17 protein-coding genes and 2 pseudogenes are annotated in these 20,871 nt (G+C 63.3%); 15 read left to right on the top strand and 4 right to left on the bottom strand.

Annotated features, from left to right (window positions below):
• Positions 1-24 precede the first annotated feature (24 nt).
• The 10 genes from AC1Z3O_RS33275 (at position 25) to AC1Z3O_RS33230 (ending at position 9,979) form a co-directional block, all read left to right on the top strand.
• Positions 25-1,098: an alpha-ketoacid dehydrogenase subunit beta gene (locus AC1Z3O_RS33275; RefSeq protein WP_483521318.1), complete on the top strand. Its 1,074-nt coding sequence runs from the start codon at positions 25-27 to the stop codon at positions 1,096-1,098.
• Positions 1,095-1,346 carry a lipoyl domain-containing protein gene (locus tag AC1Z3O_RS33270; protein ID WP_483521316.1) on the top strand — a complete coding sequence of 84 codons (252 nt, stop codon included), beginning with the start codon at positions 1,095-1,097 and terminating at the stop codon, positions 1,344-1,346. The genes AC1Z3O_RS33275 and AC1Z3O_RS33270 overlap by 4 nt, the downstream gene beginning before the upstream one ends.
• Positions 1,343-2,074 carry a dihydrolipoamide acetyltransferase family protein gene (locus tag AC1Z3O_RS33265; protein WP_483521314.1) on the top strand — a complete coding sequence of 244 codons (732 nt, stop codon included), beginning with the start codon at positions 1,343-1,345 and terminating at the stop codon, positions 2,072-2,074. Before AC1Z3O_RS33270 ends, AC1Z3O_RS33265 begins: the two co-directional genes overlap by 4 nt.
• On the top strand, positions 2,074-2,862 hold the full coding sequence (locus tag AC1Z3O_RS33260; RefSeq protein WP_483521312.1) for a lipoyl protein ligase domain-containing protein: 789 nt from the start codon (positions 2,074-2,076) through the stop codon (positions 2,860-2,862). Before AC1Z3O_RS33265 ends, AC1Z3O_RS33260 begins: the two co-directional genes overlap by 1 nt.
• Before the next feature lie 73 nt (positions 2,863-2,935).
• Positions 2,936-3,511, top strand: coding sequence for a gluconate 2-dehydrogenase subunit 3 family protein (locus AC1Z3O_RS33255; RefSeq protein WP_483521311.1), 576 nt, complete (start codon positions 2,936-2,938; stop codon positions 3,509-3,511).
• Positions 3,512-3,624: 113 nt separating this feature from the next.
• The gene (locus AC1Z3O_RS33250; RefSeq protein ID WP_483521309.1) at positions 3,625-5,199 is read left to right on the top strand and encodes a GMC family oxidoreductase; all 1,575 of its coding nucleotides are present in this window, start codon (positions 3,625-3,627) and stop codon (positions 5,197-5,199) included.
• A gap of 121 nt (positions 5,200-5,320) precedes the next feature.
• A complete protein-coding gene (locus AC1Z3O_RS33245; protein ID WP_483521308.1) occupies positions 5,321-7,279 on the top strand; it encodes a sigma-54-dependent Fis family transcriptional regulator in 1,959 nt (652 codons plus the stop codon).
• Positions 7,280-7,313: 34 nt separating this feature from the next.
• A complete protein-coding gene (locus AC1Z3O_RS33240) occupies positions 7,314-8,117 on the top strand; it encodes a BPL-N domain-containing protein (RefSeq protein ID WP_483521306.1) in 804 nt (267 codons plus the stop codon).
• A 365-nt stretch (positions 8,118-8,482) separates the two neighbouring features.
• Entirely contained in the window at positions 8,483-9,655 is a 1,173-nt protein-coding gene (gene mdh / locus AC1Z3O_RS33235; RefSeq protein ID WP_483521304.1) for an iron-dependent methanol dehydrogenase, read from the top strand.
• Positions 9,656-9,778: 123 nt separating this feature from the next.
• Complete coding sequence (locus tag AC1Z3O_RS33230; RefSeq protein ID WP_483521302.1) at positions 9,779-9,979, top strand: hypothetical protein; 201 nt, start codon at positions 9,779-9,781, stop codon at positions 9,977-9,979.
• A gap of 188 nt (positions 9,980-10,167) precedes the next feature.
• Here the strand turns inward: AC1Z3O_RS33230 and AC1Z3O_RS33225 are convergent, their stop codons facing one another.
• The gene (locus AC1Z3O_RS33225) at positions 10,168-11,058 is read right to left on the bottom strand and encodes a lipase family protein (protein WP_483521300.1); all 891 of its coding nucleotides are present in this window, start codon (positions 11,056-11,058) and stop codon (positions 10,168-10,170) included.
• Between the two features lie 360 nt (positions 11,059-11,418).
• Here AC1Z3O_RS33225 and AC1Z3O_RS33220 point away from each other — a divergent pair.
• Together AC1Z3O_RS33220 and AC1Z3O_RS33215 are read left to right on the top strand one after the other, a co-directional pair.
• Positions 11,419-11,507, top strand: a pseudogene (locus AC1Z3O_RS33220) (IS5/IS1182 family transposase); the annotation flags it as partial.
• Between the two features lie 365 nt (positions 11,508-11,872).
• Entirely contained in the window at positions 11,873-13,003 is a 1,131-nt protein-coding gene (locus AC1Z3O_RS33215) for a trypsin-like serine peptidase (RefSeq protein ID WP_483521298.1), read from the top strand.
• 74 nt (positions 13,004-13,077) lie between these two features.
• On the opposite strand, the pseudogene AC1Z3O_RS33210 reads toward AC1Z3O_RS33215, so the two are convergent.
• Positions 13,078-13,249 (bottom strand): annotated as a pseudogene (locus AC1Z3O_RS33210) (IS3 family transposase); the annotation flags it as partial.
• Between the two features lie 164 nt (positions 13,250-13,413).
• Here AC1Z3O_RS33210 and AC1Z3O_RS33205 point away from each other — a divergent pair.
• Positions 13,414-14,793, top strand: a complete 1,380-nt coding sequence (locus tag AC1Z3O_RS33205; RefSeq protein ID WP_483521297.1) for an MFS transporter — start codon at positions 13,414-13,416, stop codon at positions 14,791-14,793.
• A 17-nt stretch (positions 14,794-14,810) separates the two neighbouring features.
• On the opposite strand, the gene AC1Z3O_RS33200 is transcribed toward AC1Z3O_RS33205, so the two are convergent.
• Positions 14,811-15,701: a LysR family transcriptional regulator gene (locus AC1Z3O_RS33200; protein WP_483521295.1), complete on the bottom strand. Its 891-nt coding sequence runs from the start codon at positions 15,699-15,701 to the stop codon at positions 14,811-14,813.
• A 354-nt stretch (positions 15,702-16,055) separates the two neighbouring features.
• Here AC1Z3O_RS33200 and AC1Z3O_RS33195 point away from each other — a divergent pair, with 354 nt between their 5' ends.
• Positions 16,056-17,564 (top strand): nitronate monooxygenase, encoded by a 1,509-nt coding sequence (locus AC1Z3O_RS33195; RefSeq protein WP_483521294.1) that lies wholly within the window; start codon positions 16,056-16,058, stop codon positions 17,562-17,564.
• A gap of 80 nt (positions 17,565-17,644) precedes the next feature.
• Complete coding sequence (gene hmpA / locus AC1Z3O_RS33190) at positions 17,645-18,856, top strand: NO-inducible flavohemoprotein (protein WP_483521292.1); 1,212 nt, start codon at positions 17,645-17,647, stop codon at positions 18,854-18,856.
• Between the two features lie 118 nt (positions 18,857-18,974).
• On the opposite strand, the gene AC1Z3O_RS33185 is transcribed toward hmpA, so the two are convergent.
• Positions 18,975-20,615, bottom strand: a complete 1,641-nt coding sequence (locus AC1Z3O_RS33185; protein ID WP_483522122.1) for an AMP-binding protein — start codon at positions 20,613-20,615, stop codon at positions 18,975-18,977.
• Positions 20,616-20,871: the final 256 nt, after the last annotated feature.

The following is a 20,871-nucleotide window of genomic DNA, read 5'->3' as shown; positions in this document are numbered from 1 at the left end:
TATCCGATCAGACAGGAGACCAGTATGCAAACCGCACAAGACGCGGCCCAGGGCACGCGCACGCTCAGCATGGCCCAGGCTATCGCCGAGGCTATCGGCCAGGAAATGGAGCGCGATTCGCGCGTCTTCGTCATGGGCGAAGACATTGGCAAGTACGGTGGCATCTTCAGTGCCACCACCGGGTTGCTGGACCGCTTCGGCCCCGAGCGCATCATGGATACGCCGATCTCCGAAACGGCCTTCATGGGCGCGGCCATCGGCGCTGCCGCGGAAGGACTTCGTCCGATCGCGGAACTGATGTTCGTCGATTTCTTCGGCGTGTGCTTCGACCAGATCTACAACCACCTGGCCAAGAACACCTATATGTCGGGCGGGCGGGTGGCACTGCCGGCCGTGGTGATGACCGGTATCGGCGGCGGCTACAACGATGCTGCCCAACATTCCCAATGCCTGTATGCCAGCTTCGCCCACATGCCGGGCATGAAGGTGGTGGTGCCCTCGAACGCCTATGACGCCAAGGGCCTGATGATCCAGGCCATCCGCGACGACAACCCGGTGGTGTTCTGCTACCACAAGGGCATCATGGGCCTGTCGTGGATGTCGTACTTCGAGGGCAGCACCAATGCCGTTCCCGAAGAATCCTATGCCATTCCCTTCGGCCAGGCCCGGGTGGCGCGCAGCGGCCGCGACGTGACCATTGTCACGCTGTCGCAGATGGTGCAGAAGTCGCTGCTGGCGGCCGAGCAACTGGCAGCCGAAGGCATTGAGGCCGAGGTCATCGACTTGCGCACCATCGTGCCGCTTGACCGCGAAGCCGTGCTGCGGTCTGTGGCCAAGACCGGCCGTCTGCTGGTGGCCGACGAGGACTACCTCAGCTTCGGCTTGTCCGGTGAGATCGCCGCCATCGTGGCGGAGAACCTCGACAGGGTAGCGCTGCGCGCGCCGGTGCGCCGGCTGGCTGTGCCTGATGTGCCGATCCCCTTCTCGCGCCCGCTCGAGCAATTCGTGATTCCGCAGGTCGACGGCATCGTCGCCCAGGTTCGGGCGCTGGTGCAGGACCACCCTCTTTCCTATCAACTGAAGCGAGAAGCAGCATGATCGACGTAACGATGGCCGACGCCGTCTGGCAAGACGTGGAAGACGGTACCGAAGCCCTGTTGCAGGAGTGGCTCGTCCAGCCGGGCGACAGCGTCAGCGCGGGCCAGGTGCTGGGCGTGGTCGAACTTGTCAAGACCACGCATGAGATCACCGCGCCGGCGGGCGGCGTGGTGGCCGCCCTCGCTGTCGCTGCCCAGGACACCTTCGGGCGCGGCGCCGTGCTGGCTCGGCTGGAGCCGACATCATGAGCCACAGCCTTGCTTCCGTACTGAGCGGCCCCGCCGCGGCAGGCGTGGACCAAGAGCGCCGTACCGTGCCCCTGAGCGGCATGCGCGGTGCCATCGCCCGCAATATGAGCGCCGGCTGGGCTGTACCAAGGGTGGCGCATTCGATTGAGGTGGATGTGACGCTGCTGGAACTGGCGCGCCACGCGGAGCAGGAAAAGCTCGGGCCGCGGTGCAAGGTCACGCTGACGGCCTTTGTGCTGCGCGCGGTGGCGTTGACGCTGCGCCAGCATCCGCGGCTGAACGCGCGCGTGCTGGAGAAAGAGATCGAGTTGATGCCAAACATCAACCTCGGGCTCGCGGTCAGCCTGGACGAAGGCCTGATGGTCCCGGTACTGCGCGATGTCGACACCAAGTCCATCGGCGACATCGCGGCAGAAAGCCGCAGCCTTGCCGAGGGTGCGCGTGCCGGCACGCTGCCGGCCAGCGCCTACCAGCGTGGCACCTTCACCGTGACCAATCTCGGCATGACCGGCATCGACAGCTTCACGCCCATCCTGAACGTACCGCAGGCCGCCATCCTGGGCGTGACCCGGGTCGTCAAGCGCGCCGTGGTCAAGAACGACTGGATTTCGGTGGCGCCGATGATGGGCTTGCATCTGGTGTTCGATCATCGTGCCGTCGACGGCTACCCTGCGGCGCGCTTCCTGACTGACCTGAAGACGCGGCTGGAAACCGTGGAAGGCCTGTGATGCTCGCCACCGCCTTCCTCGCCAGCGGCGTGGGCTGCGCCGAAGAGCAAGCCTGGAACCGCGCCGCACTGGCGCAGCCCGTGCGGCGGCCGGCGGTACGCCTGTGGAGCTATGCAGCGCCGGGCATCGTGCTGGGGTGTTCACAGGCTGCCATGCAGGACCGTCTGGTGGGCGCCGTCACGCCGTTCGTGCAACGCGACTCGGGCGGTGGTGCGGTGCTTACCGGGCCGTGGATGCTGTCCGCCTCGATCGTGCTGCCGCCCGACCATGCGCTGGTGGGCACGGGCACGGTATCCAGTTACCGGTGGCTGGGCATGCTGCATGCCGGCCTGCTGCGTGACCTCGGCATCGCCGCGTATGCCGTGCCACCCGAGGAAGTGCGGTTGGCCCCGCCGGCAGACGGGCTGAAGTGGGCCTGCTTCGGCGGGCTCTCGCCCTGGGAGGTGGTCGTCAGGCAACGCAAGATCGTCGGCCTGGCGCAGATACGGCGGCGCACCGGCGTGCTGCTGACCTCGGGCACCCTCATCTCGCCCCCCGACTGGCCGCTGCTGTGCGACGCCCTCGGCAGCGATCCGGAAGACGCCGCCCGCCTGCGCGCGTGCACCACGTCCTGCGCCGATGAGTTGGGTGCGCCCCTGCTGGCCACCGTGCTCGCTGAGCGCTTGCATCACATGCTGATCGACGTACTAGGCGAACGCGGGGCGGAGCGGCTGCCGGAAGGCATTTCCCGCAGCCGTCGTGCGCCACGCCAGGAGGGCAGCCAACCCAGCCAAGTCCGCTTTGTTTAGGCACTGACAGAGGCAGTTACGAGCGCAGTTGCGGGTGCGTCCCGCACTGCAACGGAGAACGGAGACAAGAGCTATGAAATCTTCCCGACCAAGCAGCGCGGCCATGCGCACCCTGGTCAAGCAGCCCACCGTGTCGCGCCGCGGCTTCCTGCGCGGCAGCGGCCTGGCCGCCATCGGTGTCACGATCATCACCCCCAACGCGCTGGCGCAACCGCCGCGCGAGGCCCTCACCGCATCGTTCCGCGCCTTGGGCCCGGCCACCGCCCGCACGCTGGTGGTGATGTCGCGCGATGTCTTTCCGCATGACAAATTGTCCGATCGCTACTACGCCGATGCGGTCGCCCCGCTGGAAAAGGAGGCGGCGGGGGACAAGAAGGCCCGTGCGCTGTTGCAGCAAGGTGTGGCCGACCTGGATGCCGCCGCGCGCCAGCGCTATGGCAAGCCCTATGCGGAAGTCGCCCGGGAGGCCGACCGCGTCGCGCTGCTGCAGGCGATCGAAAGCACCCCCTTCTTCCAGAAGGTCCGCGGCGAGCTGGTGACCGGTCTCTACAACAACAAGGCGGTATGGCCGCTGCTGGGCTACGAAGGGTCGTCCTGGGAGAAGGGCGGCTACCTGCACCGCGGCTTCGACGATATCGACTGGCTTTGAGCCCCCGCCCGGCAGTCCCGTCGCTGCCCATGGCGAAAGCCGGGCGGGCATGACACACACATAAGCGCCAAGCCGTTTGGGATCTGCCCCGGCGATGGCACTCGGAGACAAGCATGACAACGAAGTTTGACCTCAAGGACGACAGCGTGGTCGTCATCATCGGCTCGGGCGCGGGCGGAGGCACGCTGGCCAACGAACTGGCCCAGCGCGGCGTGCGCTGCGTCATCCTGGAAGCCGGCAAGCATTTTACGCAGGCCGATTTCGAGAATGACGAGTGGGCCATGTTCAACAAGATCTCGTGGCTGGACAAGCGCATCTCGGCAGGTGGCTGGCATCACACGAAGACCTACCCCAACCTGCCGGCCTGGATCGTCAAAGGCGTGGGCGGCTCGACCGTACACTGGGCCGGCGTGGCGCTGCGCTTCATGCCGCACGATTTCCATACCCGCACCACTTATGGCGAAGTCAAGGGGGCCAACCTGATCGACTGGCCCATCAACTACGAGGACCTGGCGCCTTACTACGACCGTGCCGAGAAGAAAATGGGCGTGACCGGCACCACGGCTTCCGGTCTGCCGATGCTGCCGGAGAACAATCACTACAAGGTGCTGGCAGCCGGTGCGCGCAAGATCGGCTACAAGGAAATCGTGCGCCCCATGGCGGTTGCTTCACAGCCCTATGACGGCCGCCCCGGCTGCATGCAGATCGGCTTCTGCATGCAGGGCTGCAAGATCGGCGCCAAATGGTCGACGCTCTACACCGAAGTGCCGCGCGCGGTCGCCACCGGCAAGGCCGAGTTGCGTCCGCAATCCATGGTGCTGCGCATCGAGCACGATGTTGCAGGGAAGGTCACCGGCGTGCTCTATGTCGATGCGCGCGGCCGCCGGCAGCTCCAGCGTGCGCGGGTGGTTTGCGTGGCTGGCAACTCGATTGAATCGCCCCGCCTGCTGCTGAACTCGGCCAGCAGCATGTTCCCGCAAGGCCTGGCCAATTCCTCCGGCCAGGTGGGCCGCAACTATCTCAACCACACCACCGCCGCGGCGGTGGCGATCCATCGCAAGCCGGTCTATATGTACCGCGGCACGGCGTTGGCGGCGGTGGTATCGGATGAGGCCAAGCTCAATCCGAAACGCGGCTTCCAGGGCGGCTACCACCTGGAGGGCTTGTCGCTCGGTCTGCCGTTTACCGCGGCCTTCATGAAACCTGACGGTTGGGGCCGCGATGTCACGTCGGCACTGGAAATGTACGACCACATGAGCTGCGTCTGGGTGTGCGGCGAAGACCTTCCCCAGGAGCAGAACAGCGTCACCCTGCACGCGACGGAGAAGGACCAGTACGGCTTGCCGGTGCCTATCGTCAGCAAGACCGACCATGCCAATGACGCTGCCATGCGCAAGCACGCGTTAGCCCAGTTCCACAAGATGTCAGAAGCGGTTGGCGCCACCCGCGTGATCGACATGCCGCCTTACCCGGCCAGCCACAATATGGGCACCAACCGCATGAGCGCAAACGCTCGCGACGGCGTAGTCAACCGCTGGGGCCAGAGCCATGACATTCCCAACCTCTTTGTCTCCGACGGCAGCCAGTTCGCCTCCAGTTCGGCGGCCAATCCCACGCTGACGATCGTGGCGTTGGCCATCCGCCAGGCAGAGTACATTGCCGGCGCGCTGCAGCGGCGCGAGCTGTGAGCCGGCGTGTGAGCCGATACCGCATTGCGGCGGACCGGCAAATGCATTAGCGTAGAGTTCGGTTCAAGGCGGCGGCTAGACCGCCTGGACCAACCACCCCCAACCGGCCAAGGAGACAGCCGTGCTGCAGAAAGCACACCGGGCACATATCGAGCGCCTGCTCGCCTTTTCGCAGCAGCCGGGCACTGCAGGCAACGCCATCGAGCGCTCCTGGGCACGTTGCGTCAATGACTATGGCCTGGACCCCAGCCGCCCGGTACCCGCGCATATCGTGGAGGCGCATCGCCTGCGTGAGCACAAGGAGCAGATCGAGGACTTCCTTGGCGTGGCGCGCAACGGTATGGAGCAGCTCTACAAGCGCGTGTCCGCCCTGGACTACGTGCTGCTGCTGACCGATGCCCACGGCGTGGCGGTGGATTTCATCGGCAATGATCACTGGGACCACGAGCTCAAGCACGCCGGCCTCTACCTCGGTGCCGACTGGAGCGAGCCGCGCGCCGGCACCTGCGCGGTCGGGACCTGCATCGTCGAGCAGGCGCCGGTGACCTGCCACCAGACCGATCACTTCGACCTGTCGCATATCACGCTCACCTGCAACAGCGCCCCATTGTTCGATCCCACCGGCGGCTTTCTCGGCGTGCTCGACGTTTCCGCGCTGAGCGCCCCGGGACCGCGGGAGGGGCAGCACCTGACGCTGCAGATGACCACGATGTACGCTCAGATGATCGAGGATGCCAACTTCCTGCGCTACTTCCGCGACCAGTGGATTCTGCGTCTGGGTGCGACCTGGTCGCTGGTGGACGTGGACAGCGAGATCATGGTCGCCTTTGACGCCGACGGCGTGATCCGCGGCATCAACAGCGGAGGGCGGCGCAAGCTGGTGCTGGCCGACGAGACCAGTGGGCAAGCTCCTGGCGACCCGCGGGGGCATCTGCTGACCGAGGTCTTCCGCGAGAACATGAGCGAACTGTGGCGTATTGCCCGCGCCGGGACCTCCTCCGAGCGCACGGCGGTGCGCACCCACGACCACGGCCTCTACTACGCCACCGCCATCCCGCCGCGCGGCGCGCCCGGCCGTCCGTCCCTGCCTGGCGCGCAGCCGTCGCTGCCCAGCCCACAGGCGAGTGCCGCGCTGGATGCACTCGGCGCGGACGACCCGCAGATGCAGCGGCTGATCCTCCAGGCCAAGCGACTGGCCAACAAGCCCCTGAATATCCTGGTCCACGGCGAGACCGGCACCGGCAAGGAAGTCCTTGCCAAGGCATTGCACGCGGCCAGCGAGCGCCGCAGCAAGCCGTTTGTGGCGGTCAACTGCGCGGCGATTCCCGAATCCCTGATCGAAAGCGAGCTGTTCGGCTATACCGCCGGCACCTTCACCGGCGCCCGCAGCAAGGGCATGCGCGGACTGATCGCACAATCAGATGGCGGGACACTCTTCCTCGATGAGATCGGCGATATGCCGCTGCATCTGCAAAGCCGCCTGCTACGTGTGCTGTCCGAGCGCGAGGTGATGCCGCTCGGCGCCGAGAAGCCGATTCCGGTTGACCTGCGCGTCATTGCGGCCTCACACCGCGATCTGCGCCAACTGATTGCCGAGCAATCTTTCCGTGAGGATCTCTACTACCGCCTGTGCGGCGCCACGCTTTACCTGCCGGCCCTGCGCGAGCGGCGCGACAAGGACTACCTGATTGCACGCATTGCCGAGGAAGAAGCCCGGCAGCTTGACATGCAGGCCGAACTGACACCCGCTACACTCGCATTGCTCCTGGCTTTCCCATGGCCGGGCAATGTCAGGCAGTTGCGCAACGTGCTGCGCTTCGCACTGGCCATGAGCGAAAACGGCTTGATCGACACGGATGCGCTGCCGCCGGAAATCCTCGAGGTGACGGGCGACAATCAAGCGCAGACGCCGCTGGTGGCCGCAGTCGATACCCCGAGCGACGAACGCGAAATCCTGCTCGATGCCCTGCGGCGCAACAAGTGGCGCATTACCCAAGTCGCGTCCGACCTGGGCATCGCGCGCGCCACAGTCTACCGCCAGATGGATCGCTTCGGCATCATCGCGCCACACCGCCAGTAGGCTGCAGCGCGCCACCAACCGATCACAAACCAGCATGCCAAGGCCCCAGATCCTGACCTACGTCGATGACGGCGCCTCCGACTGGACTGCCTGCCTGATGCGGACAATCGGGCATCAGCTTCATTCCGGCGCGTATGAAATCCGTGCCGTGATGGCTGCCGACATCAAGGAAGACGCTGCGCTCTTCGATGACGCGGTCATGTTCGTGATGCCGGGTGGTGCCGACCTGCCTTATTGCGCAGCACTCAACGGCGCGCCAAACGCGCGCATCCGGCGCTTCGTCGAGGGCGGGGGCGTTTACCTGGGAATCTGCGCCGGTGCCTACTACGCGTGCAGGGAGCTGGCCTTTCATGCGGGAACCAGGGGCGAGATCTGCGGCACGCGCGAACTGAACTTCGTCGATGCGGTCGCCGTGGGTTCGCTGCCGGAGCTTACCGGCGGTGTCCTCTATGACGGGACACCGCGAACCACTGCCGCGGTGGAGATCCGGACCACGGATCGACTGACCGCCGCCCCGATGTCGCTTTATACGCACTACCACGGCGGCTGCCGCTTTGACTTTGGCGATGCGCCCGATGCCGATACGCAGGTCCTGGCGGTCTATACGGGTATCGAAGGCACGCCACCCGCCATCGTGAGTTCGCGCGTTGGCAAGGGCCGCGCGATCCTGACGGGTGTCCACCTGGAGATATCCGAGCAGGAGTGCAAAGAAGCGCTGCAATCACACAGCGACATGAGCAAACACCTCCACGTTTGCCAAAGGCTGGCACAGACCGGCGACGCGCGGCTGGCGGTCTTCCGGCAATTGCTGGCGCATGGCGGGCTGACGTTGGGATAAGCGCTGGGCGTGTTCCTGCCGGCTGCCGATCCGGCCGCTCACTTATGGAACACGCGGAACACGCGGAACACGCGGCAGATGTGGACGATGAGAAGCCGATCTCCACTACTGCATGGTTGCCGCCTGGTGCTCAGCGGGCCTTTGCCACACAGCGGGCGCATGCCCGCTTCCCGGTTGTTGTCATTCGAATCGATGTGTTCAATTTTGGAGCGGCACGGGTCCCTCCAAAACGGGCTGGAACGGCTCATCTGAGAGTCTCGTCTGGCCGGTAGCGTCTGGTGAATCACCTTGCAGGTACAGGCATGGATCATGCGGAAAGGCTTGCGGGTGCAAGACACCTCAATCACCAGAACATTGGAGACGACATGACCCACCTCAACACCGCTGATCGCATCGACAGCTTCTTCATCCCCTGCGTGACTCTCTTTGGCCCAGGCTGCGCGCGTGAGACCGGCACGCGCGCCAAGTCACTTGGCGCGAAAAAGGCCCTCATCGTCACGGATGCGGGCCTGCACAAGATGGGGCTCTCCGAAACCATCGCGGGCTACATCCGCGAGGCAGGGCTGCAGGCCATCATCTTTCCGGGTGCGGAACCCAACCCGACCGACGTCAACGTTCACGACGGCGTGAAGCTGTTCGAGCAGGAAGGATGCGACTTCATTGTCTCGCTCGGCGGCGGTTCCTCGCACGACTGCGCCAAGGGTATCGGCCTCGTCACTGCCGGAGGTGGACATATTCGCGACTACGAGGGCATCGACAAATCAACGGTGCCAATGACGCCACTGATTTCGATCAACACGACTGCCGGCACCGCTGCGGAGATGACGCGCTTTTGCATCATCACGAATTCCAGCAATCACGTGAAGATGGCCATCGTCGATTGGCGTTGTACACCCTTGATCGCAATCGACGATCCTCGCCTGATGGTGGCCATGCCGCCCGCTTTGACTGCGGCAACGGGCATGGATGCGCTGACGCACGCTGTCGAGGCCTACGTCTCCACCGCCGCCACGCCAATTACCGATGCATGTGCGGAAAAAGCCATCGCCCTGATCGGCGAGTGGCTGCCCAAGGCTGTCGCGAATGGGGACTCGATGGAAGCCCGCGCAGCGATGTGCTACGCCCAATATCTCGCCGGCATGGCCTTCAACAATGCCTCACTTGGCTACGTTCACGCGATGGCCCATCAGCTTGGTGGCTTCTATAACTTGCCACATGGCGTATGCAACGCAATCCTGCTGCCGCACGTATCGGAATTCAACTTGATTGCCGCGCCTGAGCGTTTCGCGAAGATCGCCGAACTGCTCGGCGCAAACGTTGCGGGCCTGAGCACGAGTGACGCCGCCAACGCTGCCATCTCGGCGATCCGGTCCCTCTCCGCATCGATCGGCATTCCGGCGGGCCTTGCGGGCCTGGGCGTCAAGGCGGAAGACTTTGAGGTGATGGCGAACAATGCGCAAAAGGACGCTTGCATGCTGACGAATCCGCGCAAAGCAACGCTGGCGCAAGTCATCGCAATCTTCGCTGCCGCGTTGTAGAGCGTATGTCCCCTCGGGCGAACTCCGGGGGGAATCGGGCAGCATGACAGCTCACGTATGAGGGCTGTCACCCGTCTCCCGGATCCGATCCTCTAAAGCTCTTGCCACCTCACAGGAGTTGTGATGATTACCTCCTACGTCGAACCTCTCTTCGGCATCAGCCAGGAAGGTTCACCGCAACCGCCGCGGACATCGACGAATCTTGCCCCCTCGACCTTTACCGTTGCGCTCTTTGTGCGCAAGAAGAAGCCCACCGAGGTGCTGATGGACAGCTCCAGCGACCGGCCCGATGTAGGTGCCATCGCCGTCTTGGGTTACAACTAGCCTTGCTATCCTCGGCGCTTTTATCTACCGGTTGAGAAGTTCAGACGCGCTCATCGGCGGAGCGACCACGCAATTGCTGATCGTTCCGCCGCCTCTATGGCGGATGACTGTTCAATCCATCGAGCATTGCATCGAGGTTGTTTAAGCACAGCCGACGATCCGGCTGCCACCCTTATTCATGTCGGACCTCAAGGAACCCCCGTCGGGCACACAGCATTCATGCAGCCCGAGCCGAGCTTGATGGAGTGGTCACCGACGATTGCGTCAAATTTGAGCGCGGCGAGCTTGGTGGCCAGGTGGAAGAACCGCTCCGTGCTCAGCACAGTCGACTCACTCCGGATCTCCCCGCTCCAATCAATGAACTGCAGCCGGCCCGCCGGCGCATAGTCAACGCTGCTGTCGATGGGCAATAGCGGTTTGAAGAAGGGCTCCGCCTTGAAAAGGCGGCGGACCATAATCGACGGCGGCATGTGAGGCACGAGGTCATCTTGATACTCGTAGCGGATCACATCCTGCACAAGATGCTGATACCCATCCGCAAACGCCTGGTCTCCCGGATGGGCGCCCTCGAAGGTGCGCACAGAGATGTCGGCGCCGTTCACCATCGCGCTCTGCGCGAAACGCGCCGCTGCCAAGTGCGCGACGGCGCCGCCCTTGCTGTGGCCTGTGATGCACAAGTGCTTCTTGGGCGATGCGGCCATCTGCTCAGCGACCGCCGATGAGACCGCTGGCCAAAGCGCGTCCAGCGCGCCGAGAAAGCCCTGGTGGACGCGGCCGGGCAATTTTTCGCCTGCGACCAGCACCGCCTCAAAATCATGGAGCCAGTCGTCAAGCACCTGCTTTGGCTCGGATGACGTTGGTGGAAGCGTTCCGCGAAATGCCAGGACGACGCCGTCCTCGCCGCTCCCGACCAAGGCTGCGTCAATGCGATTCGATCCTGTCGCGAAGCCGCTTATCGTGCCCGTCAAACCAGACCCGCTGTCGTAAGGGGCCAGAGGCGGTACGGGACCAGTCTGCGTGATGGCGTATGCCCAGTTGCTGGCGCAGATCATGCGCCCATCGATCGTCGGTGCAGTCATGTCCCTCCCCTCCTCAGGCGCCGACGGGCGGCAGCCGGACGAAACCCCTGGTCAGTCGCGCTCGAACTAGCGTCCAGCGCCGTGCAGTGGCTGCTCCAAGCCTATGGTTAGCGGTCACATCGGCCGTTCACCGCTGGACTGATGCGCCTTCCTGATCATTGCGGATCTTGTGGCAATGAGAATCTGCCAGTGGCCACGCAAATATTCCACATAGATCCATGTTAGGAAGGTCCTTTTTTGAACGAATTGAAGAATTTTTATAAGTGAATTAATGCGATATTAAATCGTTTCAGATTCGGTACGTGTTCTTTAGAAGAGCACGGGCTCTTACTGATCGTCTGCCTGCGCAGCTTCGCCTGCTTCGAGCGCTTGGCCACCATCCATAAGCCTTCCTGAAGTTGGCCTGTTGCATCATCTACTGGCGTCATCTCAGGAAGTCATTTTTTTAGAGCGTCTTGGTAGGCCTCCGCTGGCACCCTTGTGCGCAAGCATCAGGCGCAATCCTGGATTTGTGCAACGACGCCGTCCACCTCATATCAAAAATGAAACAGTGTGAGCGGGGTTTAGATCAGCGAGAAAAACGATTCATTACGAGTGGATGCTGCCGTGCATACGATGATGGCAGATGGACGAAGCCGTCCTGCATCCCGGCATGTGTCGGGCAATACATGGTCTTTCTTTAGTGAAGGTGTTTGCTGCTCTAGCTGGCGAGTCGCTCGGTCGGCCATTTATCGCTCTGCCAGTGTGCATGCGACACGGCCTGAGACGACCATGTGGAAGGTGAGCCTTTATACGGAAGATGAAGGAGATTGCTATGAACAATTCACACAATTCACATCGCTTTATCGGCGATCGTCAAGCGCCGACTCCCCTCGCAGGCGTTCGCACACGACGGGCTATTCTGGGAACCGGCGAAATGCCGGAAGCGCTGCGCGCGATGATTGGGATGCGCGTGCTCTATTCAACAATGGACTCGTCTGAAAAGCCTCAGGTGCAAATTGAATCGATCGAGAGTCGCGGGCAACCCTTATGGAAGATCAGGGTGCCCGTAGGCGAGCGGCTAAAAGGCGCGTGCCCGGGTATCAGCTTGGAGCGGCACTCATCGAGCAAGTTTTTGAAAGAGTTCGATGAGCGAGCCTCGTACACCGCTTACCGGCCTGCCTGGATCGATGCACTCCCTGCGCCCCGCATCGTCCTGGAGCGTGCAACGCGAATGTTGCGACGCTTCGATGGGCGGCGTGTACGCCCCCTGTGGGTGTACGACAGCGCCCGCTATGCATTCGAGGACGCATCGTGGCCGTGGGGACTTGTTGGCCGAATCTTCAACAACCGAGGCGAAAGTGGAACTGGGGCGTTGATCGGAGATCGTCTGGTCATCACGGCGGGCCACATGGTGCCATGGGGCGATTCACCATGGTCAATGAGATTCGTTCCTGCGTATTTCAACGGGACGTCGCTTTTTGGGGCTGGAGTGGAATCGTATGTATCCGATGCGCGCGGTTACGATACCGGTGGCACCGGATACGACTGGGCGATATTGCGCTTGTATGAGCCATTGGGAGCATCCCTTGGCTATTTCGGCTACAACAGTTATTCGGACGATTGGAACAATCTGCCGGTGTGGAGCAATATCGGCTACCCCGGTGACATCGACAATGCTGAGGAGCCAGCATTTCAACAGGGCTTCACCATCAACGACACCGACGGCGATTCTAATGGGGGAGAAGAGCTTGAGACCGAGAACTGCGATCTGAACCACGGTAATTCTGGTGGGCCTATGTTTGCGTGGTGGAATAACGGAACCGATCCACGCATCGTCGGCGTCGTCAGTAGCGAAGAAACCGAATACAAATTTCCGTTTTCCACTCGCAACGACAATGTGTTCGCAAGCGGTGATGGCTTCGTGAGCCTCTGCGCGTGGGGGCGTTCGAATTGGCCGGCTTAGTAGGTAACGCCGGCGCTTGAATTCAATGGGGCTGAACCGCGCCGGAAATCTACGAGCCTCATTGGTTTGCGTCGCGCGGCCATGCGGGAATGAGGGGGTTGCAGACAATACCGAGCTTCTTTCGGCGGGCGGGATGTTTCCGATAGGCAGCAGGAGGCGGCGGTTTCTGTATCAGTTCACTTATTCGAGCGTGGCCGTGTCAACGGCCTCCTGGTTGCGCCAGGAGCGCCGGTGAATGACCTCGGCTAGAGGTAGAGAAGAGGCACAGAGAAGCAGAAGCCCAGCGCAAGTATCCCATCCGAGACTAGCGGATTAGCTCCCTGGCCTACAAGGCTCCGCGCCTTGCCAGCAGGAACCCCTCCCGTTTTCAGGCTGTCTATACCGGTATATGGCATGTGGGGGCACGCAAAATGGATCCCATGCAAACAGGGGCGATGCCCCTATCCGCCCTATCCGAACAGGAGGCGCGGCGCCAGTTGCGTCGCGCCGTGGTCGCCAGCACCGTGGGCACCACGATCGAGTGGTACGACTTCTTCCTCTACAGCACGGTGACCGGCCTGGTATTCGCCAAGCTGTATTTCCCGAAATCCGATCCGCTCGTCGGGACGCTTGAGGCATTCCTGATTTATGCGGTGGGCTTTGTCGCCCGCCCGATCGGCGCAGCGATCTTCGGGCACTACGGCGATCGCATCGGCCGCAAGGCCACCCTGGTCGCCACGCTGCTGCTGATGGGCCTGGCCACGTTTGCCGTCGCGTTCGTACCCTCCTATGCGCAGATCGGCATCTGGGGCGCGGTCATCCTGACGGTGCTGCGCTTTATCCAGGGCGTCGGCGTAGGCGGAGAGTGGGGCGGCTCGGTGCTGATGTCGATGGAATGGGCGCGCTCCGACGCGCATCGCGGCCTGGTCGCCTCCTGGCCGCAGTTCGGCGTGCCGGCAGGATTGTTCCTGGCCAACCTGGCGGTGCTGGCGTTGAGCTGGCTGGCGGGGGATCAATTCCTGACCTGGGGTTGGCGCGTACCGTTCTTCCTCAGCATCGTGCTGGTCGCGGTGGGGCTCTATATCCGGCTGAACATCCTCGAGACGCCGATCTTCGCGCGGCTGCTGGCCGAAAACCGGATCGAGAAGGCTCCGATGCTCAAGGTGATCCGGCGCCAGCCGATGGACATCGTGCTGTCAGCCCTGGTCCGTATGGCCGAGCAAGCGCCGTTCTACATCTTCACGGCCTTCGTGTTCACCTATGGCGTCATGACGCTGGGCATGTCGCGGAACCTGCTGCTGACCGCCGTGCTCGCTGCGGCGGTGCTCGAGTTCTTCACCATTCCGTTCTTCGGCCATCTGTCCGACGTGTGGGGGCGGCGCCGCATGTATATCGCGGGCGCGGTGGCGGTGGGGGTGTTCGGCTTCCTCTATTTCGCGATGGTGGACACCCGCAACCCGATGTGGGTGTTCGCAGCGATCGTGCTCTCGCTGGTTCCACACTCGATGATGTACGGCCCGCAGGCGGCGCTGATCGCCGAGAACTTCACCGGACGCCTGCGCTACAGCGGCGCTTCGATGGGCTACCAACTCGCCTCGGTGATTGCCGGCGGTCCCGCGCCGCTGATCGCAACAGCGCTGTTCGCCAAGTACCAGTCGGGGTACGCCATTGCCGCCTACGTCCTGGTGTGTGCGGCACTCAGCGTGTTCGCCGCCTCGCAACTGCGTGACTACACCAACAAGGACATCTCGCGCGAGTATGACGACATGGGGGCCGCGCCCGGCAGCGGGCATGCCGGGCACGCGGCCTGACGCCAAAACGCCCGGCGTCACGCGCGCAATGGTCGCGACCCTATGACATGCCCGAGGCCGTTCGTTTCCCGGATGCTCGCCACCGTGCGCAGACCGTGCCGCACGCGATCGATCACCCGATCCTCCCGTCGCGTGGCATATACGGCGTATGCCGACCACGAGAACTCCGGTGCGTTTTCCACGCGGCGCAGACGGCCGTCAGACAGGAATGGTTGCACGGTACCGACCCGGAAGTAGCCCGATCCGCCGACCGACAGCAGATAGGTCAGGGCAAGCGGGCCCAGCGAGATGGAGACTGGCGGGCTGCTGAGGCCTGGGAATGCTGCCTGATGATTGGCGGCGAAACTTGGTCCCCAGTCGACGTAGATGTACTGTGCCGGGTCCATCGCGCCATCCGCCGCGCTGGTGACCATGATGAGCTTTTCTTCAACGAGCAGTTCGGATACGAGATCCGGGCGCTGTGGCGGATTGTAGAGAACAGCAAGATCGAGCGAACCCTCCTGCACGCGATCGAGCAGGCGCATCGGTCCATCGACATCCGTGCGCAACGCGATATCAGGGCATTCCTGATGCATCCAGATCAGCCAGTCCGCCAGCAGCGGATACCACAGGCTCAATTCTCCGCCCAGACTCACCACCTCCTCGCGGCCTGGCGGCAAGGCAACGAACTGCCGTGCCTGCTCCCATACCTGCACGAGCGCCGTCGCGTGCCGCACGAACCGTTCTCCGGCGGGCGTCAGGCGCGCCCCGGCCTTGTTGCGCACGAAGAGCCGGCGTTCCAGCAAGTCTTCCAATGTGCGGATCCGCGCACTGACAGCCGTCTGCGTCAGGTGCATGCGCTCCGCAGCGGCGATGAAGCTGCCGCATCTCGACACCTCCAGAAAGGTGCGTGCCAGATTGATATCCATCACTTCATAACAATTTTCTTGCTGATATCTGAAATGATAATGCATTGGCTTGTTGTTAACTGGAAAGGGAAAATGTGGGAGTGGAAGCAAAGTGATCGTCTTGAAACATGTCGGCATTTGCCAGGAAGACAGGCGGCAGAGCCGTTCAGGCATGCGCAATGACGCAATCGGCGCGTTTGGTGACAGATCGGGCGTGCTGCCGCAGCAAGCCATGCTGGCACGCCACACAAGGACAGCTGCGCACAACTGGCCCAACCATCCATACGAGCCATGTGAAGACCGTCATCACCAAACGTGACGGCGGTAGTTCACACGGAACCGTCTTGCTGCCAAGAGAGCCAAGAGAGAAGTGATATGTCGACTCCGATCCAAGACCCGGCCCGCGCCGAGAGCCTCGCCGCCATACTGCATCGCCCCGTCTGCGATCTGCTCGGATGCACCTGGCCGGTTGTCCTCGCTGGCATGGGTGGCGTTGCGCGTGCGGAACTGGTGAGCGCGGTTACCCTTGCCGGGGGCTTCGGCTTTCTCGGCATGGTGCGTGAACCGATAGATCTGATCCGAACCGAAGTGCAGCAGGTGCGCGCCGCCACGGATCGCCCGTTCGGCGTGAATCTGATTCCGTCCGCCACAGCCCCTGAACTGCTGGATGCGCAGATTGCCACCTGCATTGCGCTTCGCGTGCCGGTCGTCGGCTTGTTCTGGGACGTGGCTCCGGCGGTCATCCGACGGCTGCTGGATGCGAACGTGTTGGTCGTTTACCAGGTGGGCTCGCTGGCGGATGCGCAAGCTGCCGAAGCCGCCGGCGCGCAGATCGTGATTGTCCAGGGCCAGGAAGCCGGCGGCCACGTGCGCGGCAAGCAGCCGCTTGCCACGCTGCTGCCGGAGATCGTGGCCGCCACGAATATTCCGGTGCTCGCCGCGGGCGGCATCGTCGACGGCGCCGATATGGCCACGGCACTATCGTTTGGCGCTCAGGGTGTGGTGCTCGGTACCGCTTTCATTCCGACTCACGAGTCTTTCGCGCATGCCTACCACCAGCAGCGCATCGTCGATGCTGCCGAGGGCGAAACGCTCCTGACCGAACTCTTCCACATCAATTGGCCCAAAGGGGCGAGCGTGCGGGTTCTGGCAAACAGCGTCACGCGCGGCGAGCGGGGGGATCCAAACGGAACGGAAAAGGTCGTGATCGGTGAGGAGGAGGGGCGCCCGATCTATCTGTTCAGCACCGATTCGCCGCTCCGCTCGATGACCGGGGATTTCGAAGCGATGGCGCTGTATGCCGGCACGGGGGCGGCACGCGTCCATGGGATTGTCAGCGCGGCCGAGCGCTTGCGTCAGATCGTCACCGAAGCCGGTGCGCTTCTCGATTCGGGCGCTGTCCCGGCTGCCCCCGGCCAGGCGCATGACATGCCTCACCCCGACGCAGAGAACGCCGATCTACTGCCGGCCCTGAACGAACTGCTGGAGGCCGAGCGCGCGGGGGCACGCGTGGCATCGCAAAGCCTGGCAGAGGCCTCCGACCCTCAACTCCGGCAACTGCTGATCGGCATTCGCCAGGATGAAGCGCGCTGGTGTGCGGTGCTGACCAGGGCCATTCTGTCGCTGGACGCCACCCCGACCCGGCGCACCGGCGCCTTTCATGAGAAAGCGATGGCCATCAGCGATCTGCCGCAACGCATGGCATTCCTGAACCGAGGCCAGGGCTGGGTCGTCCGCAAGCTGAAGGCGCTGGTCCCGGGCATCCACGATGCGCGCATCCGTGCCGATCTTGCCGCGATGCTGGCTTCTCATGAGAGGAACATCGAGCAAGTCGAACTCCAGCTTTCCGCCGCGCCGCCTGACACATCCCGCGCCGCGGGATAGCGTGGCCGTTCAGTCTAGCCAGCCGCCAGCCAGGCCTTTCCTGCTTGGCGGCTCCCACACGTACATTTCGGAGGTAGTTCATGTTGACGCAGAAGACGAAGGACATCGTAAAGGCGACCGCGCCGGTGCTGGCCGAACACGGCTACGACATCATCAAGTGCTTCTATAAACGCATGTTCGAGGCGCATCCCGAACTGAAGAATGTCTTCAACATGGCCCACCAGGAACAGGGCCAGCAGCAGCAGGCGCTGGCGCGTGCGGTCTACGCGTATGCGGAGAATATCGAGGACCCGAGCAGTCTGGCGGCTGTGCTGAAGAACATTGCCAACAAGCATGCGAGTCTCGGCGTGCGGCCAGAGCAATACCCGATCGTCGGGGAAAACCTGCTGGCTGCCATCAAGGAAGTCTTGGGCAGTGCAGCAACCGACGACATCATTTCCGCATGGGCACAGGCCTATGGAAATCTCGCCGACGTGCTAATGGGCATGGAAAGCGAGTTGTATGAGCGTTCCGCCGGGCAACTGGGCGGATGGACCGGCTGGCGCACCTTTGTCGTGCGCGAAAAGCGGCCCGAGAGTAGCGTGATCACGTCGTTCATCCTCGAGCCTGCCGATGGCGGGCCGGTGGTGAACTTTGAACCCGGTCAGTTCATCAGCGTCGCAGTCGACGTGCCGGCCCTGGGCTTGCAGCAGATCCGCCAATACAGCCTGTCGGACATGCCCAATGGGCGCAGCTATCGGATCTCGGTGAAGCGCGAGGGCGGCGGCGCGCAGCCGCCGGGCTATGTCTCATGCCTGCTGCACGATCACGTCAATGTCGGCGACGAGGTCAAGCTGGCCGCGCCCTATGGCAGCTTCCATATCGACGTCAACGCCAAGACGCCCATCGTCCTGATCAGCGGCGGCGTGGGGCTGACCCCGATGGTCAGCATGCTCAAGCGGGCAATACAGGACCCGCAGCGCCAGGTGGTGTTCGTGCATGGCGCACGAAACAGCGGGGTGCATGCCATGCGCGACCGGCTGCGCGAGGCCGCCAAGACCTATGCCAATTTCAACTTGATCGTGTTCTACGATGATCCGCTGCCGCAGGACGTCGCTGGCCAGGACTTCGACTACGCAGGGCTGGTCAACGTCAAGTCGATCAAGGATATGATCCTGTTGCCCGACGCGGACTATTACATCTGCGGCCCGGTCCCGTTCATGCGGATGCAGCATGACGCGCTGAAGGAATTGGGTATCCGTGAGGCGCGCATCCACTATGAAGTGTTCGGTCCAGACCTGTTTGCCGAGTAGCAGGATTGACTGGCCGTGGTACCCCTCTATTCGCGCGAATCCGGACAAGCGCTACCCGAACGCGCGTTGACAGCTGCTTCAAGAGCGACACGAGGGAGCGGGTACCGCGTAGCCGGCATCAGCCGCCGTTGCCGAGTTCCCGCCGGAGGATCTTGCCCACGGCCGATTTCGGCAGCTTGTCGACGAAGTGGATCATTTTCGGCGCCTTGTAGGCCGCGAGGTTCGCGCGACAATGCGCGATCAGTGCCTCCTCGCTTACCTCGGCGCCGGCCGCCTTGACGGCAAACAGCCGCACCGCCTCGCCCGTCTTCTCGTCCGGCACGCCTGCGCACGCGCATTCCGCAATGCCCGGGAACGCGGCCGCCACCGCCTCCACCTCGTTCGGGTAGACATTGAAACCCGACACGATGATCATGTCCTTCTTGCGATCGACGATCTTCAGGAAGCCCTTGTCGTCGAAGACGCCGACGTCGCCGGTGCGGAAATAGCCGTCCGCCGTGAACGCCTTGGCGTTCGCTTCCGGCTGTTCCCAATAGCCGCGCATCACCTGCGGCCCTTTCACGCAGATCTCGCCGGGCTCGCCGATGCCGACCTCGCGGTCGTTCTCGTCAAGCAAGCTGACATCGGTAGACGGCACGGGCAGGCCGGCGCTACCCGTGAATTCATTGATGAACTGCGGGTTGAACGAAACCACGGGCGAGGTTTCCGAGAGGCCGTAGCCTTCCCGGATGAAGCTGCCCGTCACCGCCTTCCACCGTGCCGAGACCACGTCGAACACCGCCGCGCCGCCGCCGGCGGACAGCTTAAGGCGCGACCAGTCCACCTCTTTCAGGCGCGGGTGGCTGGCCAGTCCGGCATACAGTGTGTTGACGCCGACGAACACCGTCGGCCGCGCCGCCTTCAGCACGTCGATGAAGGCGTCGATCTCGCGCGGGTTGGGGACGAGCCAGTTTTCCGCGCCGATCGCGAAATACGAGAGGAAATTCACCGTCAGCGCGAAGATGTGATACAGCGGGATCGCCGTGACGACGACCTCCTCGCCCGGCCGCTGCACGTCCGGCATGAAGCTGCGGAACTGCTCGATGTTCGCGATGAGGTTGCGGTGCGACAGCGCGGCGCCCTTCGACAGTCCTGTCGTGCCGCCGGTATATTGCAGCAGCAGCAGATCGCTGCCGCACAGGGTGACCGGTTCAAGGGCGAGCCGCTGCCCTTCGGCAAGCGCGGCCGCCAGCGTGACCGCATCGAGCCGGGACACATGGTCCCTGACATCGGCGGGTGCCACAGCGGCGCCGCTGATGTCGCCGGGGCCAACGGAAATCACGCTGCGGATACGCGTTCGTCCAATGACGTCCACCAGCGTGTCCATGCACCCGCCATCGACCACGATCGCCTCGACGCCCGAGTCGTTGAGCTGATGATGGAGCTCCCGTGTGGTGTAGTGTGGATTGACGTTGACCTGGATGCCGCCGATTTTCGTGACGGCAAGGAAGACGACCGGGAAGGCCAGCACATTGGGCAACATCACGGCCACGCGATCCCCCTTCCGAATCCCCACCACCTGCTGCAGGTAGGCGGCCAATGCGGACGAGAGGCGGTCGATGTCCGCATAGCTCAGCGTCCGCCCGGCCTCCCGGAACGCAGGCTTGTCGGCGAACCGCTGCATCACCTCGTTCAGCAGTGCATTGATGGAAGGGTAGCGATCGGCGTCGATCTCGGCGGGAATGTCGCCATATGACGCGATCCAGTGTCTCTTGATCATGTAGGTATCCTTGGACTGCCGGCGCGAAGGCTCCGCTCGTATCGCCAGCACCGCTGCCGGATCGCGCCAGCGGCGACTATCGCGCGCCGGCCGCGCTTTGCCTATGATCGAAACGGACAGGCAAGCTGTCCGCGAAAGCCGCGGCGCCAGACAGTCCGGCCGGCGTGACGTGCTCGCTCTCAGGGCGAATCCGCTGGCAGGCAGGCACGTTCGGGTGCAGAATCGCGTGCCCGGAACGCCTATCGAACCGGATTCC

Source organism: Cupriavidus sp. 09_S30, assembly GCF_056930435.1.
The sequence above is the reverse complement of the archived record's forward strand: the minus strand, read 5'-3'. Positions and strand labels throughout refer to the sequence as shown.